Genomic DNA, 25,151 nt, shown 5'->3' on the forward strand with positions numbered 1-25,151 from the left:
GGGGTGGCCGGCGGACGCGCCGCCGTGCCAATGTTGCCCGGAACGTAACTCGTATGACGTGTGACGTCAATACTCAGCCGTACACTGAGCCAGACGTCGTGCCACGGCGAGCCTTTCGGAGGGGACATGACGCCATCGCAGGAGACGGCCCTGAACAGCCCGGTGACACCGGCATGGGTGCGTCGACCGACCAACCTGGCCCGAGCGGTCACCGCCGAACTGGTGGAGCGCATCGTACGCGGCGTACACCCGTCCGGGACGTCCCTACCGCCCGAGCCGATCCTCTGCGAGACCTTCTCGGTGAGCCGGACCGTCGTCCGGGAGGCGGTCAAGATCCTGCAGGAGAAGGGGCTGGTGCAGGTGCGTCAGGGCGCCGGCACCATGGTCACCCCCGCGGCGCAGTGGGACATGCTCGACGAACTCGTCCTCGGGGCCACCATCGCCCAGGACGACAGCCTCGCCATCCTCGACGATCTCGTCGTCACCCGGCGCGTGCTGGAATCCGACATGGCGAACGTCGCCGCCCGGCTCGCCGACGCGCAGACCATCGACCGGCTGAGCGCCATGGTCGACCGGATGGACCAGCTCGTCGACGACCACGTCACCTACCACGAGCATGACCGGGCCTTCCACGACGCGATCATGCAGACGTCCGGGAACCGCATCGCTCGCGGCGTCGTGCGGGCACTGGAGAGTCAGGTCATCAACACCGCCCGTTACATGGGCCGGACCGAGCGCTCCCTGTGCGTGGCGTCCAACCGGGGCCACCGGCGCATCTACGAGCGCATCGCGGCGCACGACTCCGAGGGTGCCGCCGCGGCGATGTTCACCCACATCACCGAGGCCTGGCTGGTCCGCCGCAGCGGTTCCGGCAAGCCGGTTCGTCTGCAACGCTGACCGGCCGAACGACGAAGCGGCGCCCACCCCCGGGCTACGGGGGCAGGCGCCGCCAGCGGCCGACCAGGTCGGCAACGCGGGTCAGGAGAACTGGGCGAAGAACCTCCAGATCTCACCCTTGGTCCAGGTCGTGATGCCGCTCTCGGCATAGGTGCCGTCGACCGGACCGGGCATGTGACCGTTGTCGTACGCGGCCCACTGCACCGGGTAACCGGAACGGCAGCCCGAGTACGTGGTGGTGACGTGCGTGCGGCTGCCGGCCGCCGGCTCACGCGGGCTCTGCGCGGTGCAGCCGTTGTTCCGGACGAACGTGTCGCGCAACGCCCGGCCACCGGAGATGCCCAGGACGTTGTCCGAGATGCCGTGCAGCCCGAAGTAGGCGATGGGCTGCGTACCGCCACTGCAACCGCTGATCTGCCCACCGGAGATGACCGCGACGGCGCGGAAGACGTTGGCCCGCGCGCAGGCGACGGCGTAGCTCATGCCGCCACCCCAGCTGAAGCCGAGGGCGAACCGCTGCCTCGGGTTGACGCAGAGGCTGCTCTCGATCCGGCTGATCATGTCGTCGACGAAGACGATGTCCTCACCACCGGCGTTGCCCCAGCCGTTGCCGAACCCCTGGGGCGCGACCAGGATCGCGCTGTTGTTCGACTGCTCCTGCTGCCCGTAGTAGGACCACGGGGTCCCGCTGGTGCCGCCGGAGGCGATCTCCTGCATCGTGCCGCCGCGCCAGTGGAACGCGAAGATCAGCCGGTAGGGGTTGCTGTTGTTGTAGTTGGCGGGTACCCGCAGGATGAAGGTGCGGGTCTTGCCATTGCTCTGGATCGTGTGCGTGCCGCTGGCCAGCGTCGGTGCCTTGCCGCACCCGCTGCCACCCGACGGCGGGTTGCTGCCGTCGACTCTTACGAGTTGCCACTGCTGGTTGGTGCCGTTCCAGTCGGCGTACTGCACGATGTTGGCGCCGTCGGCGGTGGATGCGCCCTGCACCTCAACGGCCTTGTTGCTGTTGCGGTTGATCAGCCGGACGTAGCCGCCGTCCGAGTCGGCCAGCCGGAACTGCTGGTTCGTCCCGTTGAGGTCGGACCACTGCACGATCGCTCCGCCGTCGGCGGTGGAGAAGCCGCTGACGTCGAGCACCTTGCCGGAGTGCCGGGACTTCAGCCGGTAGAAGCCGCCGCCGGAGTCCACGAACTGCCACTGCTGGTTCGCGCCGCTGTTCCGCGTCCACTGGCTGATCCGGGCGCCGTCGGTGGTGGCCGAGGAGACCAGATCCAGCGCCTTGCCGCTGTTGCGGTTCACCAGGGCGTACCAGGCGTTGGTGTCCACTGTCGCCGCCGCCGCGGGTGCCGCGTTGACCGCGACGAGTGTGCCGGCCGCCATGATCGCGGCCGCCGCGGCGGCCAACCCTGACCGCCAACGACGTCTCGGTGGAGAGGCGGAACGAACCTCACCGATGGACTTCATGGTCCACTCCTTCGATCGGGGTCACCCACGAGCAGAAGGCCCGCGCGTGGACTGGGGGTGTGCCAGCGTCTGGTGGTGGCGTCGGCACGTCGGGGGTGCGCAGGCGGGATGCGGCCGCCGGAACAGGTGCCCGGTCAGGCCAGCGATCGACCTTGCCGCCGCGCCGCCCGCGGGTGGAAAATTAGCGCTAACGACGTCATACGTCAAACGACCGACGTCTATCGGAACCGCTGTCCGAGACGGCCACCACGGCCGCCAGCAGGGGCTCGGGTAGCTGGCGGAAACCCACAGCCTCGGCGGCCCGGGACGACCTGACGCCTGTCCTGTTATCGCTCACAGTCGATGGACGAGGTTCGCTGACGGTCGTAGCGGCCCGCCCCGATGGATGGGGCGGGCCGCTACGGTGTCCCGCTAGTTCATGACTGTCGTCATCCGATGCGGACGAGTTGCCACTGCTGGTTGTTGCCGCCCCAGTCGGCGTACTGCACGATGTTGCCCCCGTCGGCGGTGGACGAGCCCTGCACCTCGACGGCCTTGTTGCTGTTGCGGTTGATCAGCCGCACATAGCCGCCGCTCGACTCGGCGAGCCGGAACTGCTGGTTGGTGCCGTTGTTGTCGGACCACTGCACGATCGCACCGCCGTCGGCGGTCGAGCGGCCGCTGACATCGAGGACCTTGCCCGAGAGCCGGGACTTCACCCGGTAGAAGCCACCGCCGGAGTCGGTGAACTGCCACTGCTGGTTGGTGCCGTTGTTCCGTGACCACTGGCTGATCCGGGCACCGTCGTTGGTGGCCGAGGCGTACAGGTCGAGCGCCTTACCGCTGTTGCGGTTGAGCAACACGTACCAGGCGCTGGTGTCCACCCCGGTGCCCGGCGGGGGCGTGGTGGGCGTGGTCGAGCCGGAGTTGAGGGTGTCCAGGACGGAGTTGTACGCCGCCTTCTTGTTGCCCGACCGGTCGAAGAGCAGGGCGTTGTCGTCGCCGCGCCAGGAGTCGCTGTCGCGCACACCCCACGTGGTGATGCCCGTGCAGCGCGCAACGGCCAGGCAGGCCCGAGTGACCCCGGCGTAGATGCTGGCCTGGTTGCCGCCGGTCATCACGTCCAGCTCGGTGATCTGCACGTCCACACCGAGATCGGCGAAACGCTGCAGATTGGCCTGGTAGTCACTGGACAACGACGTGCCCAGGTGCGACTGGAACCCCACACAGTCGATCGGCACACCACGGGACTTGAAGTCCCGCACCATGTTGTAGATACCCGTCGACTTCGCGTTGATCCCGTCGGTGTTGTAGTCGTTGTAACACAACTTCGCACCCGGATCCGCCGCCCGCGCCGCCCTAAACGCCGCCTCGATCCAGTCGTTACCCGTGCGCTGCAGGTTCGAGTCACGCCGCGCACCACTGTTACCGTCGGCGAACGCCTCGTTCACCACGTCCCACGAATGGATCTTGCCCTTGAAGTGGGTCGCGACCTGCGTGACGTGGTTCATCATCGCGCTGCGCAACGCGCTGCCCGACATGTTCTGCGCCCAACCCGGCTGCTGCTGATACCACAACAGCGCATGGCCCCGCACACTCTGACCATTGGCCTGCGCGTGCGCGACCAACCGGTCACCACCGGTGTAGTTGAACCGACCCTGCTGCGGCTCGGTCGCGTCCCACTTCATGTCGTTCTCGGCCACGACACTGTTGAACTCGCGGTTCAGAATCGTCACGTACTGATTGTCGGAAAGCTTTTGCCCCGCGACGGCCGCACCGAAGTAACGGCCCTTCTCGGCCGCCGCCGCCTTCAGGGTCGTGCCGGCGCCGCTGGCCGTGGGGGCGAGCACCGCCGTCATGCCCGCGGTGAGTGCGACGGCGAGGGACGCCGCCGCCAGCAGAGTTCTCTTGGGTTTCATGTCGTTCCTTCTCAGTGGTGGTCGCAATGGTGGTGGTGACGTGCCACTTTCTTGCCAGAGTCGGTCCGGGAGGGCTGGTCCTGATCACGACGCGCACGGAGCGGGTTGGCGGCGGCGCGGTCGGTGTCGACGGCGTCGGTGAGCGCACTGACACCTGTCGTCCGGCGGGCTGAAAGCGCTGCCGAGGGCGCTTGATCGACGTCCGCATGCCCTGAGGGACGTCGTGATCGTGAGGTGCGACAGCGGCTCGCCCGGTGAACCATCGCTGGCGTCCTCAATATCGAGGGTGAGCGATAACATGCCGTTCGTCAAGACGTAACATACGCCCGGATCGATACCGTGGGGGCTGACCTCCGCCGATGCCTGCCTCCTCAGCGCCGCCCGGTGCGCAGCCCTGGCCAGGGGCTGATGCGCGTCGCGACCCCCTCGCCGACGCGAGTATCCCGGTGAAACTGTTATCGCTCACAGCACAACGGAGCATGACCCACCGTCAGCAGACGGCTGCGCCGTGCGCCGGACCCGCCGGGTCCTCGTCGGGGCGTACTCCGGCGAGGATGTCGGCGGTGGTGTGGGCCTCGATGCCGGGCGGCTCGTGGTCGGTGAACCGCGAGACGACAGCCCGGACGTGCCGCTCGGCAGGTGCCGCCAGGCCGTCGTAGACGGCCTCGAACAACTCCCGCGCCGGCCTCCGCAGCCAGTTCTTCGGCAGGAGTTCCAGGGGCAGCTGCGGATCGAGGACGGGGAAGCGCCGGAAGGTGTCCATCACCTCGGTCCGGGCCCGCACCGCGGCCGCTCCGTCGATCTCCCCCGCCGCCACCCGCGGCAACACCGCCGTCCAGTGCGCAAGGAACGCCTGGTAGCTCCGGCCGATCTCGGTGATGTCCCAGGCCTCGATCGGGGCGCGGTGGATGGCGGACTCGATCGCGGTCTGCCGTCCGCGGAACACCGTGACGGCACCGAGGGTGAGCTGGTCGAGCTGGGTACGAGCGGCAGGGGTCAGCTCGTCCGGCGAGATCCACAGTCCGTCGTACAACGGCGCGTATCCGAGCCACCGCAGTTGGGCACGAAGGGCCCGGCGCTGGGCACTCCGGTCCTGCGGCAGCGAGAACGCGACGATCGTCCAGCACCCGTCCCAGGGCACGGTCGAGCTGGTCGAGGCGAGGATCCAGTGGCCGCCGGCGGAGAGGTTGACAGCGGCGGCGCGGCTGAGTCGGTAGGAGCTGCGCCGCCCACGTCGGCTGCCCTCCAGGACGCCGCGACGGGCCAGTCGGCTGATCGCGGTACGCGCGCCGGCCGCGCTCACCCCGGTCTCCGCGAGCAGCGCGACGATGGCGGCGGACGGGATCGCGGCACGAGTCCGCAGGGTGTAATCAGCCAGCAGGGTCACCGCCACGCCCTGCGGCGAGTTGCCGACCTGCCGCCGGGGCAGCCGGAGCGGTTGGTCTCCGTCGTCGGGATAGATCTCGTCGATGTCGAACGGGCTTGCCACAGGCGCTCCGTGCTCTTCAGGGACGGTGTGACGACTGTAGACGGAATACCGCCGAACGAGCGTCGCGGTCGACAGGCGATAGAAGAGCTTCGATTGACACTTGTTGGTCCGAGGAGAACACTAATCGCCACGCGATGTGGTCCGGAGTCGGGCAGGGCGAGCCACCGGTAGCGGGCATCGCGCGATCACCGCGGGCCTCGGGCATCCCCGCGAGGCAGATCGTGCGGCCATCCACAGCCTGCACAGGCAATCGAAGGAGTCGTCCGTTGAGAATCAGAAGGAAACTGCTGCTCACCCTGGCCGTGCCGCTGCTGGCGGCCGGCCTGGCGGTCCCCGCGATCCAACCCGCGTACGCGGCGTCGCTGACCGAGGTGACCAGCTTCGGTGACAACCCGGGTCGGATGCGGATGCACGTCTACGTGCCGGACAACCGCCCGGCCCGGCCGGCGACCATCGTGGCGATGCACGGCTGCGGTGGGTCCGGCCCCGGCTTCTACTCCGGCAGCGAGTTCGCCGGCCTGGCCGACCGCTACGGATTTATCGTGATCTACCCGTCCGCCACCCAGCAGGCCGGGTTCGGCAACTGCTTCGACGTCTGGTCGGACGCGGCCAAGCGGCGCGGCGGCGGCAGCGACCCGGTGTCCATCGTCTCGATGGTCCGGCACGTGCAACAGCAGTACGCCGCCGATCCGGACCGCGTCTACGCCACCGGCAGTTCCTCCGGCGGCATGATGACCAACCACATGCTGGCCCTCTATCCCGACGTGTTCAAGGCCGGCGCCGCGTTCATGGGGGTGCCGTTCAACTGCTTCGCCAACGCGGCCGACTTCCCACCCACCAGCAGCCAGTGCACCGGCGGAAACATGAACCGGACGCCGCAGCAGTGGGGTGACGCGGTCCGCCAGGCGTACCCCGGGTACTCCGGACCCCGCCCGCGCATCCAGTTGTGGCACGGCACCAACGACACCCTCGTGCCGTACTCGCTCTTGCAGGAGTCGATCGAGCAGTGGACGAACGTGTTCGGGCTGAGCCAGACACCCACCTCGACCGACACTCCGCAGCCGAACTGGAACCGGCGCAGGTACGCCGACAGCAGCGGCACGGTTCAGGTCGAGGCGTACAGCATCCAGGGCGCCGGGCACAGCCTGCCCGCCAGCGGCATGGCCGCGTCCGCCATCGGGTTCTTCGGCCTGACCAGCCCGCCCAACCCGACGACGCCACCGCCCAACCCGACCACCCCACCGCCGAATCCGACCACCCCGCCGCCGAACCCGACCACCCCGCCGCCGGACTCCGGCGGCTGCCGGGTGACCGTCACGGTCAACGCCTGGAACAGCGGGCTGACCGAGAACATCACCGTCACCAACACCGGCACCGGTGCCGTCAACGGCTGGTCCCTGGTGTTCACCCTGCCCGGCGGGCAGAGCATCACCTCGGGCTGGAACGCCTCCTACTCCCCGAACTCGGGGCAGGTGACGGCCAGGAATGTCGCCTACAACGCCGGCATACCCGCCAACGGATCGGTGACCGTCGGCTTCCAGGCCACGCACACCGGTAACACCGCCAAGCCGAGCGCGTTCACGCTCGACGGCGCGAGCTGCTCGGTGGCCTGACACCGAACGGCACTCCGGGGACGGCGCGCACCCGTACCTCCTCGGAGCCTCGCCGGCCGTGACCGCCGGCCTGAGCCGGCGGGCGTCGACGAGGGTGTGCGCCGGTCACCACCGCGGTGGTGACCGGCGCACGTGTCGTTCAGACGCCGCTGCCGGGGTCAGCGGTAGCCGGCGCTCACGATGCTCGCCTGCACCGCGGCCTCGGTCGCGTCGGACGGGTAGCCGGCGACCATGGCCCCCTCGTAGAAGGTGCCGGCGCTCAGGTTCGCGCCGCCGTCGGGCTTGCAGCAGTCACCGCCACTGCCCAGGATGATCGCACCCTGCTTCTTCATCGGGCTGTAGCCGGGCGGGAGCGAGCCGTCGTACAGCGTGTAGAGGCTGCCGGACGTGGCGTCGCTGCCCTTGATGGCGAAGCGGGAGGTGCCGTTGTTCTTGAGGGTCGCGGTCACGAACTTGCTGGTGAAGGCGCGCTGGTTCGGGTTCCAGCTCTGGCTGCCACCGGGGAAGAGACCCCACTCGAGGTCCGCCTGCACCCAGGGTCCGCTGCCGGAGCAGCCACCGAACCAGCACTGCTTGCTGAAGTTGATGGCGTCCATCGCACCGGCGGCGTCGGCCTTGCGGGTCGTCTCGCTGTTGCCGTAGTCGAAGCAGCAGCCGTTGTTGACGTGGGTGCCGCTGGTGACCATGTACATGCCCTCGGGGGCGGCGCCGGTCGGCACCCCGGTGAGGTGCCCGTCGCGCCAGTAGCTGTTGCCGGGGTTGATGTAGAGCGAGTACGCCTTGGCGCCACCCACGGTCAGCGACTCCGACGTCGCGATCGCCGGCCTGCTCTGCGGCGATCCCGGAACCACGCTCGACCCCTGGTACCAGAGGTCGTTGCCGCGCCCGGACTGGTCGAAGACCACGGTGATCACGCAGGTGGTGCCGGTGCAGAAGGAATCCTGCGTCGCCGCGTTGGCGGTGCCACCCGTGCCGGTCAGCCCGATGTTGCGGGTCGTGTTGTCCGACGAGCGCCGGACCTGGTAGAGGTTGCCGGAGTACGCCGCGTAGAGCGCCCGCGTCGTGCTGTGCGCCGCGACGCACGCAGTGCCGCCCGAGGCGTAGATGTCGCAGGGGCGCGCACCGCTCGGCGGCGGACTGGTCGGCGGTGCCGAGGTCGGCGGCACCGAGGTCGGCGGCGTGTTCGGCGAGGCCCACTGCTGGTTGGCGCCACCGTTGCAGGCCCAGAGGATGACCTTGGTGCCGTTCGCGGTGGCGGCGGCGTTGGCGTCGAGGCAGAGCCCGGACTGCACGCCGGTGATGGTGCCGTTGCTGTTGACGTTCCACTGCTGGTTGTTCTGGCCGTTGCAGTCCCAGATGATCGCCTGGGTCCCGTTGGTGGTGCCCCGGCCGGAGGCGTCCAGGCACTTGTTGCCGTACACCTGGAGTTGCTTGCTCGACGTCCAGGTCCAGGTCTGGCCGGCGGCGCCGTTGCAGTCCCAGAGTTGCGTCTGGGTGCCGTTGGTGGTGCTGGAGTTGGGCACCTCGAGGCAGCGACCGGACGGCGTGCCGACGATCCGGGTGCTCTGCCCCGGCTGGATGGTGGCCGCCACGGCGGCCTCGGCGGCGAAGGGCGAGCCGGTGGGGGTGGTGCCGACGCCGATGCCCACGACGACGAGCACCCCGGCCAGGACACCGGCCAGGAGGGTCAGACGTCGGACGCGTTGACGTCTCGGGATGAGGTCGCGGGCTGTGTCTGGCCCGCTGCGGGACGGGATTCGCACGAGGTGGCTCCTCGGAGTCGGGGAAGTGCGGGGTAATCGTCGACGCGCCACGGGCGGGTGGTGGCATGGCGAATCGCAGCGAATCGTATGACCTTTGTTTTATTCATGTCAATGAATGTGGTGCCGGGTGGCGCGCTGGCTGCTGGGCGGGGCAGCCAGCGCGTCACCTCCCCCGGGACGACTACCGCCCCAGGATCCGCCATGTCTGGTTCAGGGTGCCGCCCTGGTTGACCGCCTTGCAGGTCCACTGGTGGACGAGTGCGCCGGCCGCCGTGGAGACGCCACTGACATCGACACACTTGCCGCTGTGTCGGGCGACGAGTTGGTAGTCGTGCGAGTCGTTGCCCGAGTAGGTCACCTTGCGAAGAGTGAACTGCTGGTTGGAGCTGTTCAGGCAGGTCCACTGGTGCACGGCAGCGCCGTCGGCGGTGGACACGCCACTGACGTCGAGGCACTTGCCGCTCTGCTGGTTGACCACGGTGTACGTGTTGGCCACGCCCGCGACCGGACGGAAGTTCCAGAGCTGCTGGTCGCCGCCGTCGCAGTAGTTCTGCTGTTGGACGTTGCCGTCGGCGGTGCTCAGGCCGACGTTGTTGAGGCACTGCTGGGAGTGCTGGGCCACCGCCACCGACTGGAAGCCATTGTCCGACGGGGGCAGCAGGGTGATCGTGTAGGTGTCGGTCTGGTTGGTGTACGGCACGGACACGGTGGCGTTGTTGTTGGACACGTTGACCACGCTGTTCGAGACCGTGATCGGCCCCGGCACGGCGCCGCCGCCGTTGTGCGGGATGCGTTGGGTGAGGACCCGGACCTGGTTGTTCGCCACGATGCCGCTGGTGGTGTCCAGGCGTTGCAGGTTGACGGTCAGGTTCCCGGTGGTACGACCACCGCCGATGAGGACCTTCGCCGTGCCGGTCGCCTTCGTGGCGAACGCGTCGTACGACTGGCTGGGGGTGACCGCGGCGATCTGTCCGGTCTGGGAGGCGTAGTAGCGGTAGTTCCACCACTCACCCTTGGGCTGGTGCTGCCCGGCCGAGTTGCGGATCAACAGGTTGCCGAGGTCGTTGTGCAGGCTGCCTCCGCTGGCCCAGTTCGCGCGCAGGCCGTCGGCCCGGGCGCGTTCCAGCCGCGCGATGTACCAGGCGCCGTCGGCCGGGTTCTGCTCGTCGGGCGCGCCGTACTCGTTGATCTGGTAGGGCCGTGGGTGGGGGATGCCACGGGGGTCGAGGGTGGCGTTGGCGGCGGCGACGTTGGCGACCGGGTCGCCCGGCAGCGAGTGCCAGCTGATGATGTCCGGCACCGTGTTGGTCGAGCGGACGAAGTCCAGGTACTGGTTCCAGAAGGCGTGGTTGGTCGACGGGACGCAGGCACAGCTCGGCCCGACGATGAGCTGGTTGGGGAACTCCACCCGGAGGCGCTGGTAGGTGCGGCGCCACAGTTCGAGGTACTGGGAGATCGGGCGGTTCCAGAAGATGGTGATGTTGGGTTCGTTCCAGATGTCCCACTGCACGTTCAGCCCGGACGCCCGGACGTCGGTGATCAGCCGGGTCAGGAAGTTGTCGTAGTCGGTCCAGTTTCCGTTGTCGCCGGGGAAGCGCGAGATTCCGGCGCCGTCGGCACCCCACAGGTCGTGCGGAAGGATGATGAACTTCCCGCCGAGGGCGGTGGTCCGACGTGCCTGGGCGAGGGTGGAGTTCCACCGGCGGTCGTAGGTGCCGCCGACCCAGCCGCTGCCCGGCAGCTGCGCGCCACCGGCACGCATGGACTGGAACTTGACGTCTCGGTAGAAGTGGTCGGCCGGACCGCTGGCGTTCTCGGTCATGCCGTAGATCCAGCCGGACGCGCGGTAGGTCGGCGTGCCGTTGTCCGTGGCGAAGTTGACGCTTATCGACTCGTCGGCGGCCTGGGCCGGGGACGCGGCGACGGTTACGGCGGCGGTGGCGGCGAGCAGGCCGACCACGAGTCGGGCGACGAGCGCGTGCGCTCGTCCTGACCTGCCGGGGGACGGGGTTTTCACGGGCGGCTCCTTGGTGGGGCGCGGGGGACGCTCTCCGGAGGGCTGCGCTTGCGAATCGATTCGCTGGGATCGTAGGACCAGGAACTGAACGATGTCAATGAAGTGACGGCGCGGTGAAGGTGGCGTTTCACAGCGCAACCTTCAGAACGCCCGATCATCTCTTGACCAGCCGGCAACGACGGACCTATCTTCGTGCGAACCGATTTGTCGAATCGGTTCGCCTCATGGTCGGACGTCGTCCGACCCGCGACGGTCAACCCGCACACCCCACCCTGACGATCGACTGAAGTGAGGCAACACATGACAGGACTCAGTCGTCGACGGCGCCTGGCCGCCGTCGCCGTGATAGCGCTCGCCGCGGTGACCGGCAGCGCCTGCTCATCGTCGTCCGGCGACGGACCCGGCGACGGCGGCGCCTACCTCGTCTGGGACCCGTATCCGCAGTTCGCCGCCGACTCCGAGTGGGTCGCACTGCTCAAGAAGTGCGGCACCTCGGCGGGGGCGGCGAGCGTCGAGCGGACCGGCTACGACACCACCGACCTGACCAACAAGGCTCTGCTCGCCGCCCAGCAGGGCAACTCACCGGACGTGCTGATCGTGGACAACCCGGTCATCTCGACACTGGCCGAGGCCGGCGCGCTCACCACCACCGACGACAACAAGCTCGACGTCTCGGCCATGGCGCCGAACCTGCTCGGCGCCGGCCAGAGCGGGGGCAAGACGTACGGGGTGCCGATCGGGGCGAACACGCTCGCCCTCTACTACAACAAGGACCTGCTGAAGGCCGCTGGCGTCGATCCGGCCTCGATCAAGGACTGGGCGTCGCTGACCACGGCACTGAACGCGGTCAAGGCCAAGGGGAAGAAGGGCATCACCTTCTCCGCGATCGGCACCGAGGAGGGCAGCTTCCAGTTCCTGCCCTGGTTCTGGGGTTCGGGAGCCCAGCTGACCAGCCTGGACTCGCCGCAGGCCGTGTCCGCGTTGACGCTCTGGACCGACTGGCTCAAGCAGGGCCTCGCGCCGAACTCGGTCATCAACAACACCCAGACCACGAGCTGGCAGGAGTTCGCCACCGGCGACTTCGCGTTCGCCGAGAACGGCACCTGGCAGTTGGCCAACGCGGAGAAGCTCGGCTTCTCCTACGGCACCATCGCGATCCCGGCCAGCGCGGGCGGCCCGGCGCCGGCGCCCACCGGCGGTGAGTTCGTCTCCATCCCGGTGCAGAAGAAGACCGACAGGTACGAGACGTCGCAGAAGATCGTCGCCTGCCTCACCAACGCCGACAACCTGCTCACCACCGACACCACGCTGTCCTACGTGGCACCCGTCGCCGCCGTGCAGGATCGGCAGGCCGCCGACCCCAAGCTCAAGGTCTGGGTGGAGGCGGTCCGGGCAGCCAAGGGCCGCACCGGTGACAACCTCGGCACGAAGTACCCGAAGATCTCGGAATCCCTGTGGACCGCGGTGCAGTCGGCGCTCAGCGGTGGGAAGTCACCGAAGGACGCACTGACCGCCGCTCAGGCCGCGACCAGGTAACCGCGCCGAACCGACACCATGCTCCCCTCGACACACAGCTCCACTGCCGTACCGGATCCGGGTGAGGCGGCGAAGTCCGCCCCACCCGGTCCTCCGCCGTCCCGCGCCCGCCGGCCCAACCGTTGGCTGGCGTGGGGCTTCCTGGCCCCGGCGACCCTCTACCTGGTGGCCTTCTACGCCTACCCCCTCTACCGCAATCTCGAGTTGAGCCTGCGCGAGTACACCGTCCGGTCGTTCGTGCAGGGTGGCGCGCCCTTCGCCGGCCTCGACAACTACCGGACGGTCCTGACCGATCCGGCCTTCGGGTCCACGCTGACGCACACCCTGGTCTTCACTGGTGCCTCACTGGTCTTCCAGTTCACGATCGGCATGGCCCTGGCGCTCTTCTTCCACCAGCACTTCCCCCTGTCGCGCACGTTGCGGGCGTTGATCCTCGTACCGTGGTTGCTGCCGCTGATCGTCTCGGCCTCGACCTGGTCGTGGCTTCTCAACAGCGATTCCGGGTTGGTCAACGCGGCGCTCGGCGTCGTCGGCATCGACCAGGTCAACTGGCTCACCTCGCCGGGCTGGTCGCTCGCCTCGGTGATCATCGCGAACATCTGGATCGGCATCCCGTTCAACCTGGTGGTGTTGTACAGCGGGCTACAGGCGATCCCGGTCGAGATGTACGAGGCGTCCGCGCTGGACGGCGCGTCGAGCTGGCAACGGTTCTGGGGGATCACCTTTCCGCTGCTGCGCCCCGTCTCCGCGATCACGCTGCTGCTGGGGCTGATCTACACGCTGAAGGTCTTCGACATCATCTGGATCATGACGAAGGGTGGCCCGACCAACTCCTCCGCCACGCTCGCGACCTGGTCCTACCGACTCGGCTTCGGCAACCTGCTGCCCGAGTTCGGTCCGGGTGCCGCCGTCGGCAACCTGCTCATCGTGATGGCCCTGATCGCCGGGCTCGTCTACATCCGGATCCAGCGGAGGCAGAACCTGCCATGACCACCTCCACACCTCGGGTCTGGTGGAAGACCGTCGTCGGTCTGGTGCTGACCGGGCTGATGCTCTTCCCCGTCTACTGGATGATCAATGTGTCGTTCACCCGGGACCAGGACATGCGGGCCGATCCCCCGCACCTGTTCCCGACCAACGGCACGCTGGACGGCTACCGGGCCGTGCTCGACCAGCAGTTGCCGTACCTCGGCACCAGCTTCCTGGTCGGTCTCGGCACGGTGGCGCTGACCGTGGCGCTGGCCGCCCCCGCCGGGTACGCGCTGGCGAAACTGCGGCCACCCGGCGGCACGGCACTGAGTTTCGTCCTGCTGATCGCGCAGATGATCCCGGGCATCATCATGGCGATGGGCTTCTACGCCATCTATCTCAGTCTCGGCGTCCTGAACACGCTGCCCGGCCTGATCCTGGCCGACTCGACGCTCGCGGTGCCGTTCGCTGTGCTGATCTTCACGGCCTTCATGTCCGGCATACCCGACGAGCTGCTCCAGGCCGCCGTGGTCGACGGCGCTGGCCGGCTGCGAACCTTCTGGTCGATCGTGCTCCCGGTCAGCCGCAACTCGATCGTCACGGTGTCCCTGTTCGCGTTCCTCTGGTCGTGGTCGGACTTCATCTTCGCCTCGACACTCGCCGGCGGCGGCGACCACCAGCCGATCACCCTCGGCATCTACCACTACATCGGCAACAACAACCAGCAGTGGAACGCCATCATGGCCACCGCTGTTGTCGCCTCCATCCCCGCCGCGGTGCTGCTGATCCTGGCCCAGCGCTACGTCTCGATGGGCGTGACCGCCGGCGCCGTCAAGGACTGACCACCCGCACCACAGAAAGGCACCCGCCACCCATGACCGTCGCCCCGTCCGGTCCGGAGTTCCCCGTCCAGGACATCCCGTTCAGCTACCGAGGAGCCTGGTTCAACATCTCCCCGGTGGTCGCCGAGAAGACGTACGCCGACGATCTGCACCTGGTCTCCCACCAGACCGGGCTGCACCCCGTACTGCGGCTCTCCCCCGCGGCGGCCGACGCCACGATCGTCGCCACACCCGCGCTGCTGACCTGGCGGAACGGCGCCGACCGGATCGAGGCTGTCTACGACGGCCCGGACACCCTGCGGATCCGGGGCCGACGGCTCGGCCTGCGGGTGGCCGCGGCCACGCCCACCCTCACCCCGTTCAGCGGCACCTACCTCTACCACGACCCGCTCGACGGCTCCCACGTGTTCACCTCGTACGAGACCGGTCGCCGCTACCGGATCACCGTGCTCTCCGGTGCTCTCCGGCGCACCGACGGCGTCGAGGCGCTCGGCACCGCGGACCGGTACGTCGACCTCCCCGGTGACCAGCCATGGGAGATCGCGATCGAGGAGTACGCCACCGCCCGCCGCCCGTACGCCGGGTCCGTCCCCTTCGACCAGCTGTGCCGCGACCGGGCCGCCGAGTTCAGCGCGTTCGTCGACGCCGTCGCACCGTGGCGGGGTGCGGAAACGCCGGCCGCCGAGCTGGCCGCCTACGTCCTGTGGTCGGCCACCGTCGCCCCGGCGGGCTTCGTCACCCGGCCCGCGGTCCTGATGTCCAAGCACTGGATGGACAAGGTGTGGAGCTGGGACCACTGCTTCAACGCGATCGCCCTGGCCGCCGGCGAGCCCGAGCTGGCCTGGCACCAGTTCCAGCTGCCCTTCGACCACCAGGACGAGGCCGGCGCCCTACCCGACTCGGTCACGCACTCCGAGGTCCTGCACAACTACGTCAAGCCTCCCATCCACGGCTGGGCCCTGCGGCACCTGCGTCGACGCCTTCCCCAGCCACCGGACCGCGCGGCGTTGGCGCAGACGTACGACCGGTTGGCCCGCTGGACCCGGTTCTGGCTCGACGCCCGCCGGGCCCCCGGCCAGGAGCTGCCCCACTACCAGCACGGCAACGACAGCGGCTGGGACAACGCGACCACCTTCGACGGCAACCGAGTCCTCCAGACGGCCGACCTCGCCGCGTTCCTGGTGTCCCAGCTTCGCTGCCTCGCCGACCTCGCCACCGAGCTGGGTGAGCCCGCCGAACAGTGGTCCCGGGAGGCCGACCGGATCCACGGCGCCATGCTGCGGGACCTGTGGGACGGCGAACGCTTCACCGCCCGCAACCCGCACACCGGCGATCGGCGGGCGAGCCGAAGCCTGCTCGACCTGATGCCCGTCTCGCTCGGCGCCGACCTGCCCGCTCCGGTCGCCGCCACGCTGGCCCGGGGCGTCGAAACCCACCTGACCACCCACGGGCTGGCCACCGAGCCGGTCGACTCGGCGCACTATCTCGCCGACGGCTACTGGCGTGGCCCGATCTGGGCACCCTCCACCGTCCTGGTCGAGGACGGCCTGCGGCGGGCCGGGCAGACCAGGATCGCCGACGAGATCGGTCGACGGTTCCTGGCGCTGTGTGAGAAGTCCGGATTCGCGGAGAACTTCGACGCCGAGACCGGGGCCGGGCTCCGGGACCGGGCGTACACCTGGACCGCCAGCAGCTATCTCATTCTGGCCGCCGGTCAGGAGGAACGGCGGATCACGAAGGAGTAGCAGCCCGCACCGGACCGGTGCTGGAGCGCAACGAGATGGGCGGGCTGTACAGCCGGTGACGTGGCACGGCGCCGGGGGCGGCGATGCTCTCCAACAGCAGCGACACGGCCTCGGCGCCCATCTCGACCATCGGCACGTCCGCGGCCGTCAACGGCGGACGGAAGTCCTCCGCCCAGTGCTGGGCGGCGACACCGGTGACGGAGAAGTCGCGGGGCACGGACAGGCCGGCGCCGGTCAGCGCCCGCTGCATTCCGGGCAGCGCGGCCTCGTTGATGGTGGCGATGGCCGTGACGTCGGGATGGGTCACGAGCAGCTGTTCCACGCACGCCTCGCCGGAGGCGGTGTCGTCGCCGCAGCAGACCTCCACACCGGTCAGGCCCCGCTCCACCGCCGCCGCCCGGAAGCCGGCCAGCGCCCGATGGCTGGGGCCGTAACCCGCGGCCACCAGCTCGGCGGAGCGGTTCACCAGCGCCACGTGCCGGTGCCCCAGGTCGGCCAGGTGGTGCACGCAGCGGGCGATCAGCCCGGAGTAGTCGATGTCGATCCAACTCATGTCCTGCGGCTCGGCTATCCGCCCGATCGTGACGAACGGCAGACCGGCCCTGGTCAGGCGGGTCACGCGGTCGTCGGCGAGGCGGATCTCCATCAGGACCACGCCGTCCACCCGACGCCCGGTGACGATCCGCTCGAAGGACCGGTCGTGGTCACCACCGGACGGGGACAGCAGCACATCGAGGTCGTGGCGAGCGGCCGCCTCCACGACGCTGGCGACGAAACCCAACTGCATGTCGGTCAGCCGCTGACTCGCCGGGGGGATCACCAGGCCGAGGGTGCGGGTGCGTCCCTCCTTCAGCGCGCGGGCACTGGCGTTGGGTCGGTAGTCCAGCTCGTCGATGACCGCCTGGATCCGCTGCCGGGTCGTCTCCGACACGGTGCGCTTACCGCTCAGCACGTAGGACACGGTGCTGCGGGACACCCCCGCCCGACGGGCGATCTCCCCGATGTTCATACCGCGCCCTCGAATCGATTATTGCCCCGACACGGGGACGCACCGTTGTTCGCTGCTGAGCATATCCGTCCTGGATCGCAGGCCCGCGTCAGGAAGTCCGCAGCAGCAAGGGCTGCGGCAGCTGGCGCAATACATGGACGCGCATTAATGTAAAAAGGTGTGACGTGTGATGTCGCTTATCACCGCACCCACCACACCGCCGAGAGGATCCGATGAATGTGAAGAGACGCTTGCGTCGCCTGATGGCCGCCGCGGGGACCGTGCTGGTTCTCGCCCTCGGCGCCAGCATCTACGTGGTCTCGGACGCGCCGGGAGTCGCCCGCGCCGCCGGCACCGGACCGTGCGACATCTACGCCTCGGGTGGCACCCCGTGCGTGGCCGCGCACAGCACCACCCGTGCGCTGTACGGCGCGTACAACGGCCCGCTCTACCAGGTCCGGCGCTCCTCGGACAACACCACCCGCGACATCGGTGTGCTGAGCGAGGGTGGCTACGTCAACGCCGCCACGCAGGACTCGTTCTGCGCCAACACCAACTGCGTCATCACCATCCTCTACGACCAGTCCGGCCGCAACAACCGCCTGACCCAGGCGCCTCCCGGCTACTTCGTCGGGCCCGCTCCCGGCGGATGGGACAACCTCGCCGACGCGAAGGCGGCACCGATCACCTTCGGCGGTCAGAAGGCGTACGGGGTCTACATCGCCCCCGGCACCGGCTACCGCAACAACAACACCAACGGCGTCGCCACCGGCGACCAGCCCGAGGGCATCTACGCCGTCGTGGACGGCACGCACTACAACCAGTGGTGCTGCTTCGACTACGGCAACGCGCAGACGAACAACCTGGCCGACGAGCGCGCCATCATGGAGACCGTCTACTTCGGGGCCAACAAGCAGTGGGGCTACGGCGCCGGCGCCGGACCCTGGATCATGGCCGACCTGGAGTGGGGGCTGTTCTCCGGGGTGAACGCGGGGTACAACAACATCGCGCCCATCAACCACCGGTTCGTCACGGCCATGGTCAAGGGCGAGCCGAACCACTGGGCGATCCGGGGCGGCAGCGCGCAGTCGGGCGGCCTGACCACCTACTTCGACGGGCGTCGCCCCAACGGCTACCACCCGATGAAGAAGGAGGGGGCCATCCTGCTCGGCATTGGCGGCGACAACAGCATCACCGGGCGGGGCACCTTCTTCGAGGGTGTGTTGACCTACGGCTACCCGACGGCCGCGACCGAGGACGCCGTGCAGGCCAACATCGCCGCCGCCGGCTACGCACCGGCCGGTGGCGGTAACCCGCAACAGGGCGTCCAGATCGTCGGCGGCCAGTCCGGCCGGTGCGTCGACGTGCCGAACGGCACCACCACCAACGGCACCCAGGTGCAACTCTGGGACTGCGTCGGCAACACCGCCCAGCGCTGGACCTCCACCGCCGGCAAACAACTCCAGGTGTACGGCAACAAGTGCCTCGACGCCAGCGGCCGGGGCACCACCAACGGCACCCAGGTGATCATCTGGGACTGCAACGGCGGCACCAACCAACAGTGGAACATCAACTCCAACGGCACCATCACCGGCGTCCAGTCCGGGCTCTGCCTCGACGCCAGCGGCGCCGGCACCGCGAACGGCACCAAGCTCCTCCTCTGGGCCTGCAACGGACAACAGAACCAGCAGTGGTCCACCCGTAGCTGACCCCTCGCCACCACCCGATCGGTCGGGCCGTCTCCGCGCAATCCGCGGGGGCGGCACCGCCCGGCAGCCGACGGCCCGCCGCATCGCGGTCGAAGGTCCACGGCCCGACCCGCTGCCCCGGTACGTTGGGCAGTCATGGCCACCACCGCCGACATCCGCTCCGAACTCGCCAGCCTCGCCGACCCGCACCGAGCGGAGGCGTCGCGCCGGTTCCTCCAGATGACCCCGGGCGGGTACGGCGAGGGTGACCGCACGATCGGCGTCTCCGTGCCGCAACAGCGTGAGGTGGCCTCCCGCTACTGGCGCGACCTTCCCCTGTCCGAGACGGCGGACCTGCTGGCCAGCGGCGTGCACGAGGAGAGGCTGACGTCGTTGTTCATCCTGGTGCGCAAGTTCGCCAAGGGCGACGACCAGGAGCGGGGCCGGATCTTCGACCTCGTCCTGACCAACACCGACCGCATCAACAACTGGGACCTGGTGGACTCGTCCGCGCCGTACATCGTCGGGCCCTGGCTGCTCGACAGGGACCGGAGCGTCCTGGACCGGCTGGCCGCGTCGGGCCTGGTGTGGGACCGCCGGATCGCGATCATGGCAACGTTCGCCTTCATCAAGGCCGGCGACTTCCAGTGGACCTTCCGGATCGGTGATCAGCTCCTGCACGACCCGCACGACCTCGTGCAGAAGGCGGTGGGTTGGATGCTGCGCGAGGTGGGCAACCGTGACCGGGCGGCGGAGGAACAGTTCCTCACCGGGCGCTACCGGGGCATGCCACGGGTCATGCTGCGGTACGCGATCGAGAAGTTCGAGCCGCCGCGACGTCGGATGTACCTGACCGGTGCGGCCTAGCAAAGCCAGCGCAACGACGCGTCAGCGGTGCGTCGGACCGAGAATGTCGTCCCGGCTGTCGATCCGGAGCCCCGCTGGCTCGTCGTCAGAGTAGGGGCCACCACCGATGGGGCCAGCACACGATGGGACACGAGACATGGCCAAGTACATGATCCTGATCTACGGTGACGCGCAGCAGTGGGACGCGATGACCGACGAGCAGTGGAAGGCGCACGACGCCGCCCACATAGCGTTCGTGGCCGAGGCCGGCGCGCGGGTCCTCGGCGGGCACCAGCTGGAACCGGCGCCCACCGCCACCTCGCTGCGCGCGGACGCACTCGGCCAGCTCGACACGACCGACGGTCCGTTCCTGGAGACCAAGGAGGCCCTCGGAGGCTACTACCTGTTGGAGGCGGCCGACCTGGACGAGGTGCTGTCGCTGACGGCGCTGCTACCCGAGGTGCGCGCGGCACACAGCGGTGTGGAGATCCGTCCGGTGGTCGACCACGGATGAACGACACGGTCGTCGCGGCGGTCGCGCAGGCGCACCGCCGCGACTGGGCCCAGGTGTTCAGCACCACCGCCCAACTGACCCGCGACCTCGATCTCGCCGAGGAGTGCACCCAGGACGCGTTCGCCCAGGCCCTGGAGACCTGGGCCGAGAGTGGCATTCCCGATCGGCCGGGCGCGTGGCTCACCACCATCGCGCGCAACCGTGCCCGGGACGTCCTGCGCCGCGAGTCGGTGTTCCGTCGCAAGATGCCACTGCTCGTCGCGGACGAGACGACGCCGGGCCCCGAGGATGGTCTGGTCGACGACCGACTGCGCCTCATCTTCACCTGCGTCCACCCCGCGCTGTCCCGGCAGGCGCAGGTCGCGCTGACCCTGCGCCTCGTGTGCGGGCTGTCCACCCCCGAGGTGGCCCGCGCGTTCCTGGTGCCGCCGACCACCATGGCCGCCCGGATCACCCGGGCGAAGAGGAAGATCGCCACGGCCCGCATCCCGTACCGGGTGCCGGGCCCGGACCAACTCGGCGAGCGGGTCAGCGCCGTCCTCGAGGTCGTCCATCTCATCTTCACCACCGGCCACACCGCACCGGTGGGCGCACACCTGGTGCGCCAGGACCTGGTGGACTGCGCGATCGGTCTGGCTCGCATGCTGCACCTGCTCATGCCGACCGACACCGAGATCAGCGCCCTGCTGGCACTGCTGCTGCTCACCGCGGCACGCCAGGACACCCGCGTGTCCGCCGACGGGCGGCTGGTGCTGCTGTCCGAGCAGGACCGCACACGCTGGAACTGGCAGCTCATCGACGAGGGACGGTCGTTGTTGACCGACGCGCTGCGCCGACGGCCACCGACCCGGTACGCCCTCGAGGCCGCGATAGCTGCCGTGCACGCCGACGCGCCAACCTGGCCGGACACCGACTGGAACCAGATTGTCAGGCTCTACGACACCCTGCTCCGGCTGTGGCCCTCGCCCGTCGTCGGCCTCAATCGCGCCGTCGCGATCGGGCTGCGCGACGGCCCCGAGGCCGGACTCGACGCGCTCACGCCGATGCTCGCCGATCCGGCCCTGTCCACCTACGGATATCTGAGCGCCTCGCGCGCCGACTTCCTGCGTCAGCTGCGGCGGTGGCCCCAAGCCATAACGGCCTACGAAGAGGCGCTGACCCTTACCGACAACGACGTGGAGCGCGCCTTCCTCACCGAACGGCTGACGGACGTCAGGCGGCATCTGCCCGGGTCAGCGTCTCCGGCGCCGTAGCCGGCCTCAGGCATCCTGGTTCCTCGGCACCGTCGCGCCCCGGTTGGCCATGGCGGCTATCGCCGCCGCCCCCAGCAGCAGGGCCGGAAGGACGAACCAGAGACCGATGCCGAGGCCCAGCAGGAGCGCCCACACCAGCATGACCAGCGCCCCGACCGTCGTGGTCGTGGCGACAGCACGGTGGGCCAGGTCCGCGATGAGGGGACAGACGGCCGCAACCACAGGTACGCCCAGCAGATAGCCGGCGGCAGCGCCGCTGTCGTCGATGGTGAACGGCGCCAGCGCAATGACGATCCAGGCCGTGGCGGCGAGGGCGAGGAGTCTCAGCAGCAGACCGACGGCACCGGATGCCGGAGCGCGCCCCCGTAGGCTCACGAACGCAGCGGCAGCAATGAAGAGCGCGACAACGCCGCCGGCGATGGTAGCCACGTTCATTTCGCTTCCTCCGTCGTCAGGACGTCAGCGAGCCTCGCCTCGTACACGTGGACCGGCCACTTCTTCCGCAACGGGTCGGCGAGCTGGCGCAGGTGTTCGTCCTGGACGGTACGCGGTCAGCACCGATTTCACACTGCCGGCGGCCGCAACCACATCGATGACATGCTATCTTTTGGCGCGGGAGTGCAGGGCACGCTCCCGATCACCCTGAGTCGATCGACAACGGCACGCCGAGGGCGACGCCCTCCGGCCGCCCTTGCCAGTCGGTGACCAGTCCGGGCCGCTCCGCCACTGCAGGCGACCGCGCGGTTGCCGGCCAATCTCGGTCCGGCTGCATGCCCCAGCTTCCCAAGGAGCGGCATTCCGGCACCGGGGAGCGCCACCGCCATCCGTCACCACCGCACCGCCCCGTCCGCCCGACGAGCCGCCCTCCGGCCGGGTGTTCGCCGGACGCGGTCGGCGGTCTCCGAGGCCGGTACCCCCACCACCACCGCACGACCAGTGGCAAGGAGTCACGCATTGACACGACATCGACAACTCTTCTCGTTCATCGCGGGCGCGGCGGTCCTCCTCGCGGCGACCGCCGGCGGCGTGCTGAACGGCGGCCTGGGTGGAGCGGCGGTGGCCGCGACGAACGGCACACTCGCGGCCACCGCCGGCTGCGGCAAGGCCCCCACGCTCGCCAGCGGGACACGCACCATTCAGAGCAGCGGACAGAGCCGCACCTACATCCTGCGGATCCCGGACGGTTACGACCGGAACAACCCGTACCGGCTGGTGTTCGGCTTCCACTGGCTGAACGGCTCGGCCAGCAACGTCGCCTCAGCCGGCTACTACGGGCTCGCGCCGCTGTCGAACAACACCACGATCTTCGTCGCGCCCCAGGGCATCAACGCCGGTTGGGCCAACACCAACGGTCGCGACCTGACCCTCTTCGACGACATCTCCCGGCAGATCGAGAACGACCTCTGCGTCGACACGACCCAACGCTTCGCCCTGGGCTGGAGCTACGGCGGGGCGATGAGCTACGCCGTGGCCTGCGCCCGACCCACCGTCATCCGCGCGGTCGCCGTCCTCTCCGGTGCCAATCTCAGTGGGTGTAGCGGTGGCACCCAGGCCGTTCCCTACTTCGGGATCCACGGCATCTACGACAGCGTGCTGAACATCTCCCAGGGCCGGTCGTTGCGCGACACCTTCGTGCGGAACAACGGCTGCACCGCGCAGAGCCCGCGCGAACCAGCTCGGGGCAGTCTCACCCACATCACCACCACCTACGCGGGCTGCCGAGCGGGGTATCCCGTGCAGTGGGCCGCGTTCGACGGGGACCACACCCCCAGTCCGGTCGACGGATCGTCCAGCCCGAACGACAGCAGGACCTGGACGTCGGGCGAGATCTGGAGATTCTTCAGTCAGTTCCAGTCCACCACCCCGCCCACGACCGCACCGCCGACCACGACCCCACCGACCACGCCCCCGCCGACCACGCCCCCGCCGACGACTCCGCCCCCGACCGGGCAGCCGGGCGACTGTGCCGCCACCTACCGCCTGATCAACAGCTGGCCGGGTGGTTTCCAGGGTGAGGTCACCGTCGCCAACACCGCCGCCGCCACGGTAAACGGCTGGACCGTCGGCCTGACCCTGGCCAGCGGCCAGGCCATCAGCAGCCTCTGGGGCGGCACCAACACGGGCACCACCGGCACCGTCACCGTCCGGAACGCCGCATACAACGGCACGTTGGCCCCGAACGCATCGACCACCTTCGGGTTCACCGCCACCGGCAACGGCGCCACCCCGCCCGGCACCATCACCTGCACCAGCCCCTGAGCGCAGGGCGACACGGGAGGCCCGGAGCCACTGGCTCCGGGCCTCCCGGCCGTCAGCACCGGCGACAGACCCACCTCGGCGACCATCGACGTGCCGGCGGAAACGCGTGACCGCCAGGTTGGCGCCCGCCGGACAGGTCTGCCGTGGACTCGGCGACCGGGGCGGTCACGGTCGTCTCCGCGGCGCGCACCGGAGCCGCGTACCTGGTCCCGGTGCCCCACGTGTACGCCGGCGACGCGCTGGTCAGCGCGGCAGCCCGGTCCGCGCCGCGGCCCGGAGGATGCCGTCGAGGCCCTCCTCGAACAGCAGGTCGTCGTTCCATCGGGTGTCGTCGAGGTGGCCGGAGGCGTCGAGGGTCGGGTACTCGTCGGCCCTCGCGGCGATGTGGTCACGGGCCGAGGCCCGCGCGTGCGGGTCCGCGGTCTGGTGCCACGTGGCTTCGGTGAGCGCGGCGCCGATCACGTAGTTGGCCAGCATCCGCGTGGCCACCGCGAGCTGAAGGTCGCGGCAGCCGCCGCGCATCAGCGCCGCCTGCAGGAATTCGGTACGGGCGAGGACGTTGGGCCCGAGCATCGGTCGTCCGACCAGATTCGGTGCCCAGGAATGGCGCAGCATGGCGGAGCGCCATGCTCGGGCGAGGAGGCGGGCGTCCTCCAGCCAGTTGTCGCTCACGTCCGGGACGGGCACGTCGCCGAAGATCCGGTCAACGGCCAGGTCCAGGACGTCATCCTTCGTCTTCACGTGCCAGTACAGGGCGGTCGCCGTCACGTCGAGCTGCTGGGCGAGGCAGCGCATGGTCAGACCCTCGACGCCACGCTCGTCCAGCAGGGTCACCGCCGCGTCCACGATGCGCCCGAGGGTCAGGGGTGCCTTCCGTCGCGTACGGGACGGCTCCGCGCGTAGCCATACCGGCGCGGACGTGCGGCTGTCTCGTCGCCCGGCCGGGAGGGTCGGCGGTACGCCCGGCTCTGCGCTGGTCATGGCACCACTCTAGTCCCTTGGGAAAGCAACTTAACGTCGGTAAGCTAATTGAACACAGAACATCGGCCGCCACGTCGGCAAGGAGGTTGGCGAATGCCTCTACTGCGGGTCCACCTGGACAGCGACCGGATCACCGCCCGTCGCGTTCTCCAGTTGCACCGGGACGGCAGGACGCACCACGAGTCGCGGGAAGCAGCCCGGGAGGAGGCGTGGCGCCAGGGTCGCACCCCGGCCGGTGACCCGATTTTCGTCGGCATCACCAACGGCCGCCGCCACGTGCAACTGCTCTACGACGTGGAGGTCTACTCCGACACGGCCGGTTGAGCGGCGGCCCCCCGCGCGGAGGGAGCTCACTCCCCTGCGCCGGGGAGGAGGGCTCGTCCCTCGCC

20 protein-coding genes are annotated in these 25,151 nt (G+C 69.3%); 12 read left to right on the forward strand and 8 right to left on the reverse strand.

Going from position 1 to position 25,151, the window contains the following annotated elements:
* Positions 1–126 precede the first annotated feature (126 nt).
* Positions 127–897 carry a FadR/GntR family transcriptional regulator gene (locus tag AB0A90_RS29710; RefSeq protein ID WP_357254365.1) on the forward strand — a complete coding sequence of 257 codons (771 nt, stop codon included), beginning with the start codon at positions 127–129 and terminating at the stop codon, positions 895–897.
* A gap of 81 nt (positions 898–978) precedes the next feature.
* Here AB0A90_RS29710 and AB0A90_RS29715 read toward each other — a convergent pair whose 3' ends face one another.
* The 3 genes from AB0A90_RS29715 to AB0A90_RS29725 form a co-directional block, all read right to left on the reverse strand.
* Positions 979–2,361: an RICIN domain-containing protein gene (locus AB0A90_RS29715; protein WP_357254367.1), complete on the reverse strand. Its 1,383-nt coding sequence runs from the start codon at positions 2,359–2,361 to the stop codon at positions 979–981.
* 428 nt (positions 2,362–2,789) lie between these two features.
* Positions 2,790–4,259, reverse strand: coding sequence for an endo-1,4-beta-xylanase (locus AB0A90_RS29720; RefSeq protein WP_357254369.1), 1,470 nt, complete (start codon positions 4,257–4,259; stop codon positions 2,790–2,792).
* A gap of 490 nt (positions 4,260–4,749) precedes the next feature.
* Positions 4,750–5,748 (reverse strand): PaaX family transcriptional regulator C-terminal domain-containing protein, encoded by a 999-nt coding sequence (locus AB0A90_RS29725; protein WP_357254371.1) that lies wholly within the window; start codon positions 5,746–5,748, stop codon positions 4,750–4,752.
* 266 nt (positions 5,749–6,014) lie between these two features.
* Here AB0A90_RS29725 and AB0A90_RS29730 point away from each other — a divergent pair, with 266 nt between their 5' ends.
* Entirely contained in the window at positions 6,015–7,361 is a 1,347-nt protein-coding gene (locus tag AB0A90_RS29730; protein ID WP_357254373.1) for a PHB depolymerase family esterase, read from the forward strand.
* A gap of 158 nt (positions 7,362–7,519) precedes the next feature.
* On the opposite strand, the gene AB0A90_RS29735 is transcribed toward AB0A90_RS29730, so the two are convergent.
* Positions 7,520–9,124: an arabinofuranosidase catalytic domain-containing protein gene (locus tag AB0A90_RS29735; protein ID WP_357254375.1), complete on the reverse strand. Its 1,605-nt coding sequence runs from the start codon at positions 9,122–9,124 to the stop codon at positions 7,520–7,522.
* Between the two features lie 181 nt (positions 9,125–9,305).
* Entirely contained in the window at positions 9,306–11,141 is a 1,836-nt protein-coding gene (locus tag AB0A90_RS29740; RefSeq protein WP_357254377.1) for an RICIN domain-containing protein, read from the reverse strand.
* A 300-nt stretch (positions 11,142–11,441) separates the two neighbouring features.
* Here AB0A90_RS29740 and AB0A90_RS29745 point away from each other — a divergent pair, with 300 nt between their 5' ends.
* Genes AB0A90_RS29745 through AB0A90_RS29760 form a run of 4 tightly spaced genes read left to right on the forward strand, consistent with a single transcriptional unit; the run spans position 11,442 to position 16,233 of the window.
* The gene (locus AB0A90_RS29745) at positions 11,442–12,677 is read left to right on the forward strand and encodes an extracellular solute-binding protein (protein WP_357254379.1); all 1,236 of its coding nucleotides are present in this window, start codon (positions 11,442–11,444) and stop codon (positions 12,675–12,677) included.
* Positions 12,678–12,695: 18 nt separating this feature from the next.
* On the forward strand, positions 12,696–13,667 hold the full coding sequence (locus tag AB0A90_RS29750) for a sugar ABC transporter permease (RefSeq protein ID WP_357254381.1): 972 nt from the start codon (positions 12,696–12,698) through the stop codon (positions 13,665–13,667).
* Positions 13,664–14,488, forward strand: coding sequence for a carbohydrate ABC transporter permease (locus tag AB0A90_RS29755; protein WP_357254383.1), 825 nt, complete (start codon positions 13,664–13,666; stop codon positions 14,486–14,488). Before AB0A90_RS29750 ends, AB0A90_RS29755 begins: the two co-directional genes overlap by 4 nt.
* A 32-nt stretch (positions 14,489–14,520) precedes the next feature.
* Positions 14,521–16,233 carry a trehalase family glycosidase gene (locus AB0A90_RS29760; RefSeq protein WP_357254385.1) on the forward strand — a complete coding sequence of 571 codons (1,713 nt, stop codon included), beginning with the start codon at positions 14,521–14,523 and terminating at the stop codon, positions 16,231–16,233.
* On the opposite strand, the gene AB0A90_RS29765 is transcribed toward AB0A90_RS29760, so the two are convergent.
* Positions 16,220–17,242, reverse strand: a complete 1,023-nt coding sequence (locus AB0A90_RS29765; RefSeq protein WP_357254387.1) for a LacI family DNA-binding transcriptional regulator — start codon at positions 17,240–17,242, stop codon at positions 16,220–16,222. The two genes, AB0A90_RS29760 and AB0A90_RS29765, sit on opposite strands and share 14 nt — an antisense overlap.
* Positions 17,243–17,454: 212 nt before the next feature.
* Between AB0A90_RS29765 and AB0A90_RS29770 the strand changes: the two genes are divergently transcribed.
* The 4 genes from AB0A90_RS29770 to AB0A90_RS29785 all read left to right on the forward strand — a co-directional run bounded on the left by AB0A90_RS29770 (position 17,455) and on the right by AB0A90_RS29785 (position 21,522).
* The gene (locus AB0A90_RS29770) at positions 17,455–18,930 is read left to right on the forward strand and encodes an arabinofuranosidase catalytic domain-containing protein (protein ID WP_357254389.1); all 1,476 of its coding nucleotides are present in this window, start codon (positions 17,455–17,457) and stop codon (positions 18,928–18,930) included.
* Positions 18,931–19,065: 135 nt separating this feature from the next.
* The gene (locus AB0A90_RS29775) at positions 19,066–19,776 is read left to right on the forward strand and encodes a DNA alkylation repair protein (protein WP_357254391.1); all 711 of its coding nucleotides are present in this window, start codon (positions 19,066–19,068) and stop codon (positions 19,774–19,776) included.
* Between the two features lie 136 nt (positions 19,777–19,912).
* The gene (locus AB0A90_RS29780) at positions 19,913–20,269 is read left to right on the forward strand and encodes a YciI family protein (protein ID WP_357254392.1); all 357 of its coding nucleotides are present in this window, start codon (positions 19,913–19,915) and stop codon (positions 20,267–20,269) included.
* A complete protein-coding gene (locus tag AB0A90_RS29785; protein ID WP_357254394.1) occupies positions 20,266–21,522 on the forward strand; it encodes a sigma-70 family RNA polymerase sigma factor in 1,257 nt (418 codons plus the stop codon). The genes AB0A90_RS29780 and AB0A90_RS29785 overlap by 4 nt, the downstream gene beginning before the upstream one ends.
* A 6-nt stretch (positions 21,523–21,528) precedes the next feature.
* Here AB0A90_RS29785 and AB0A90_RS29790 read toward each other — a convergent pair whose 3' ends face one another.
* The gene (locus tag AB0A90_RS29790) at positions 21,529–21,957 is read right to left on the reverse strand and encodes a hypothetical protein (RefSeq protein WP_357254396.1); all 429 of its coding nucleotides are present in this window, start codon (positions 21,955–21,957) and stop codon (positions 21,529–21,531) included.
* 519 nt (positions 21,958–22,476) lie between these two features.
* Between AB0A90_RS29790 and AB0A90_RS29795 the strand changes: the two genes are divergently transcribed.
* Positions 22,477–23,781: a cellulose binding domain-containing protein gene (locus AB0A90_RS29795; protein WP_357254398.1), complete on the forward strand. Its 1,305-nt coding sequence runs from the start codon at positions 22,477–22,479 to the stop codon at positions 23,779–23,781.
* A gap of 243 nt (positions 23,782–24,024) precedes the next feature.
* Here the strand turns inward: AB0A90_RS29795 and AB0A90_RS29800 are convergent, their stop codons facing one another.
* Entirely contained in the window at positions 24,025–24,762 is a 738-nt protein-coding gene (locus AB0A90_RS29800; RefSeq protein ID WP_357254400.1) for a TetR/AcrR family transcriptional regulator C-terminal domain-containing protein, read from the reverse strand.
* A gap of 93 nt (positions 24,763–24,855) precedes the next feature.
* On the opposite strand from AB0A90_RS29800, the gene AB0A90_RS29805 reads away from it, so the two are divergent.
* Positions 24,856–25,086 carry a hypothetical protein gene (locus AB0A90_RS29805; protein WP_357254402.1) on the forward strand — a complete coding sequence of 77 codons (231 nt, stop codon included), beginning with the start codon at positions 24,856–24,858 and terminating at the stop codon, positions 25,084–25,086.
* The last annotated feature ends 65 nt before the right edge of the window (positions 25,087–25,151 follow it).

Source organism: Micromonospora sp. NPDC049204 (assembly GCF_040647935.1).
Lineage (GTDB): Bacteria > Actinomycetota > Actinomycetes > Mycobacteriales > Micromonosporaceae > Micromonospora.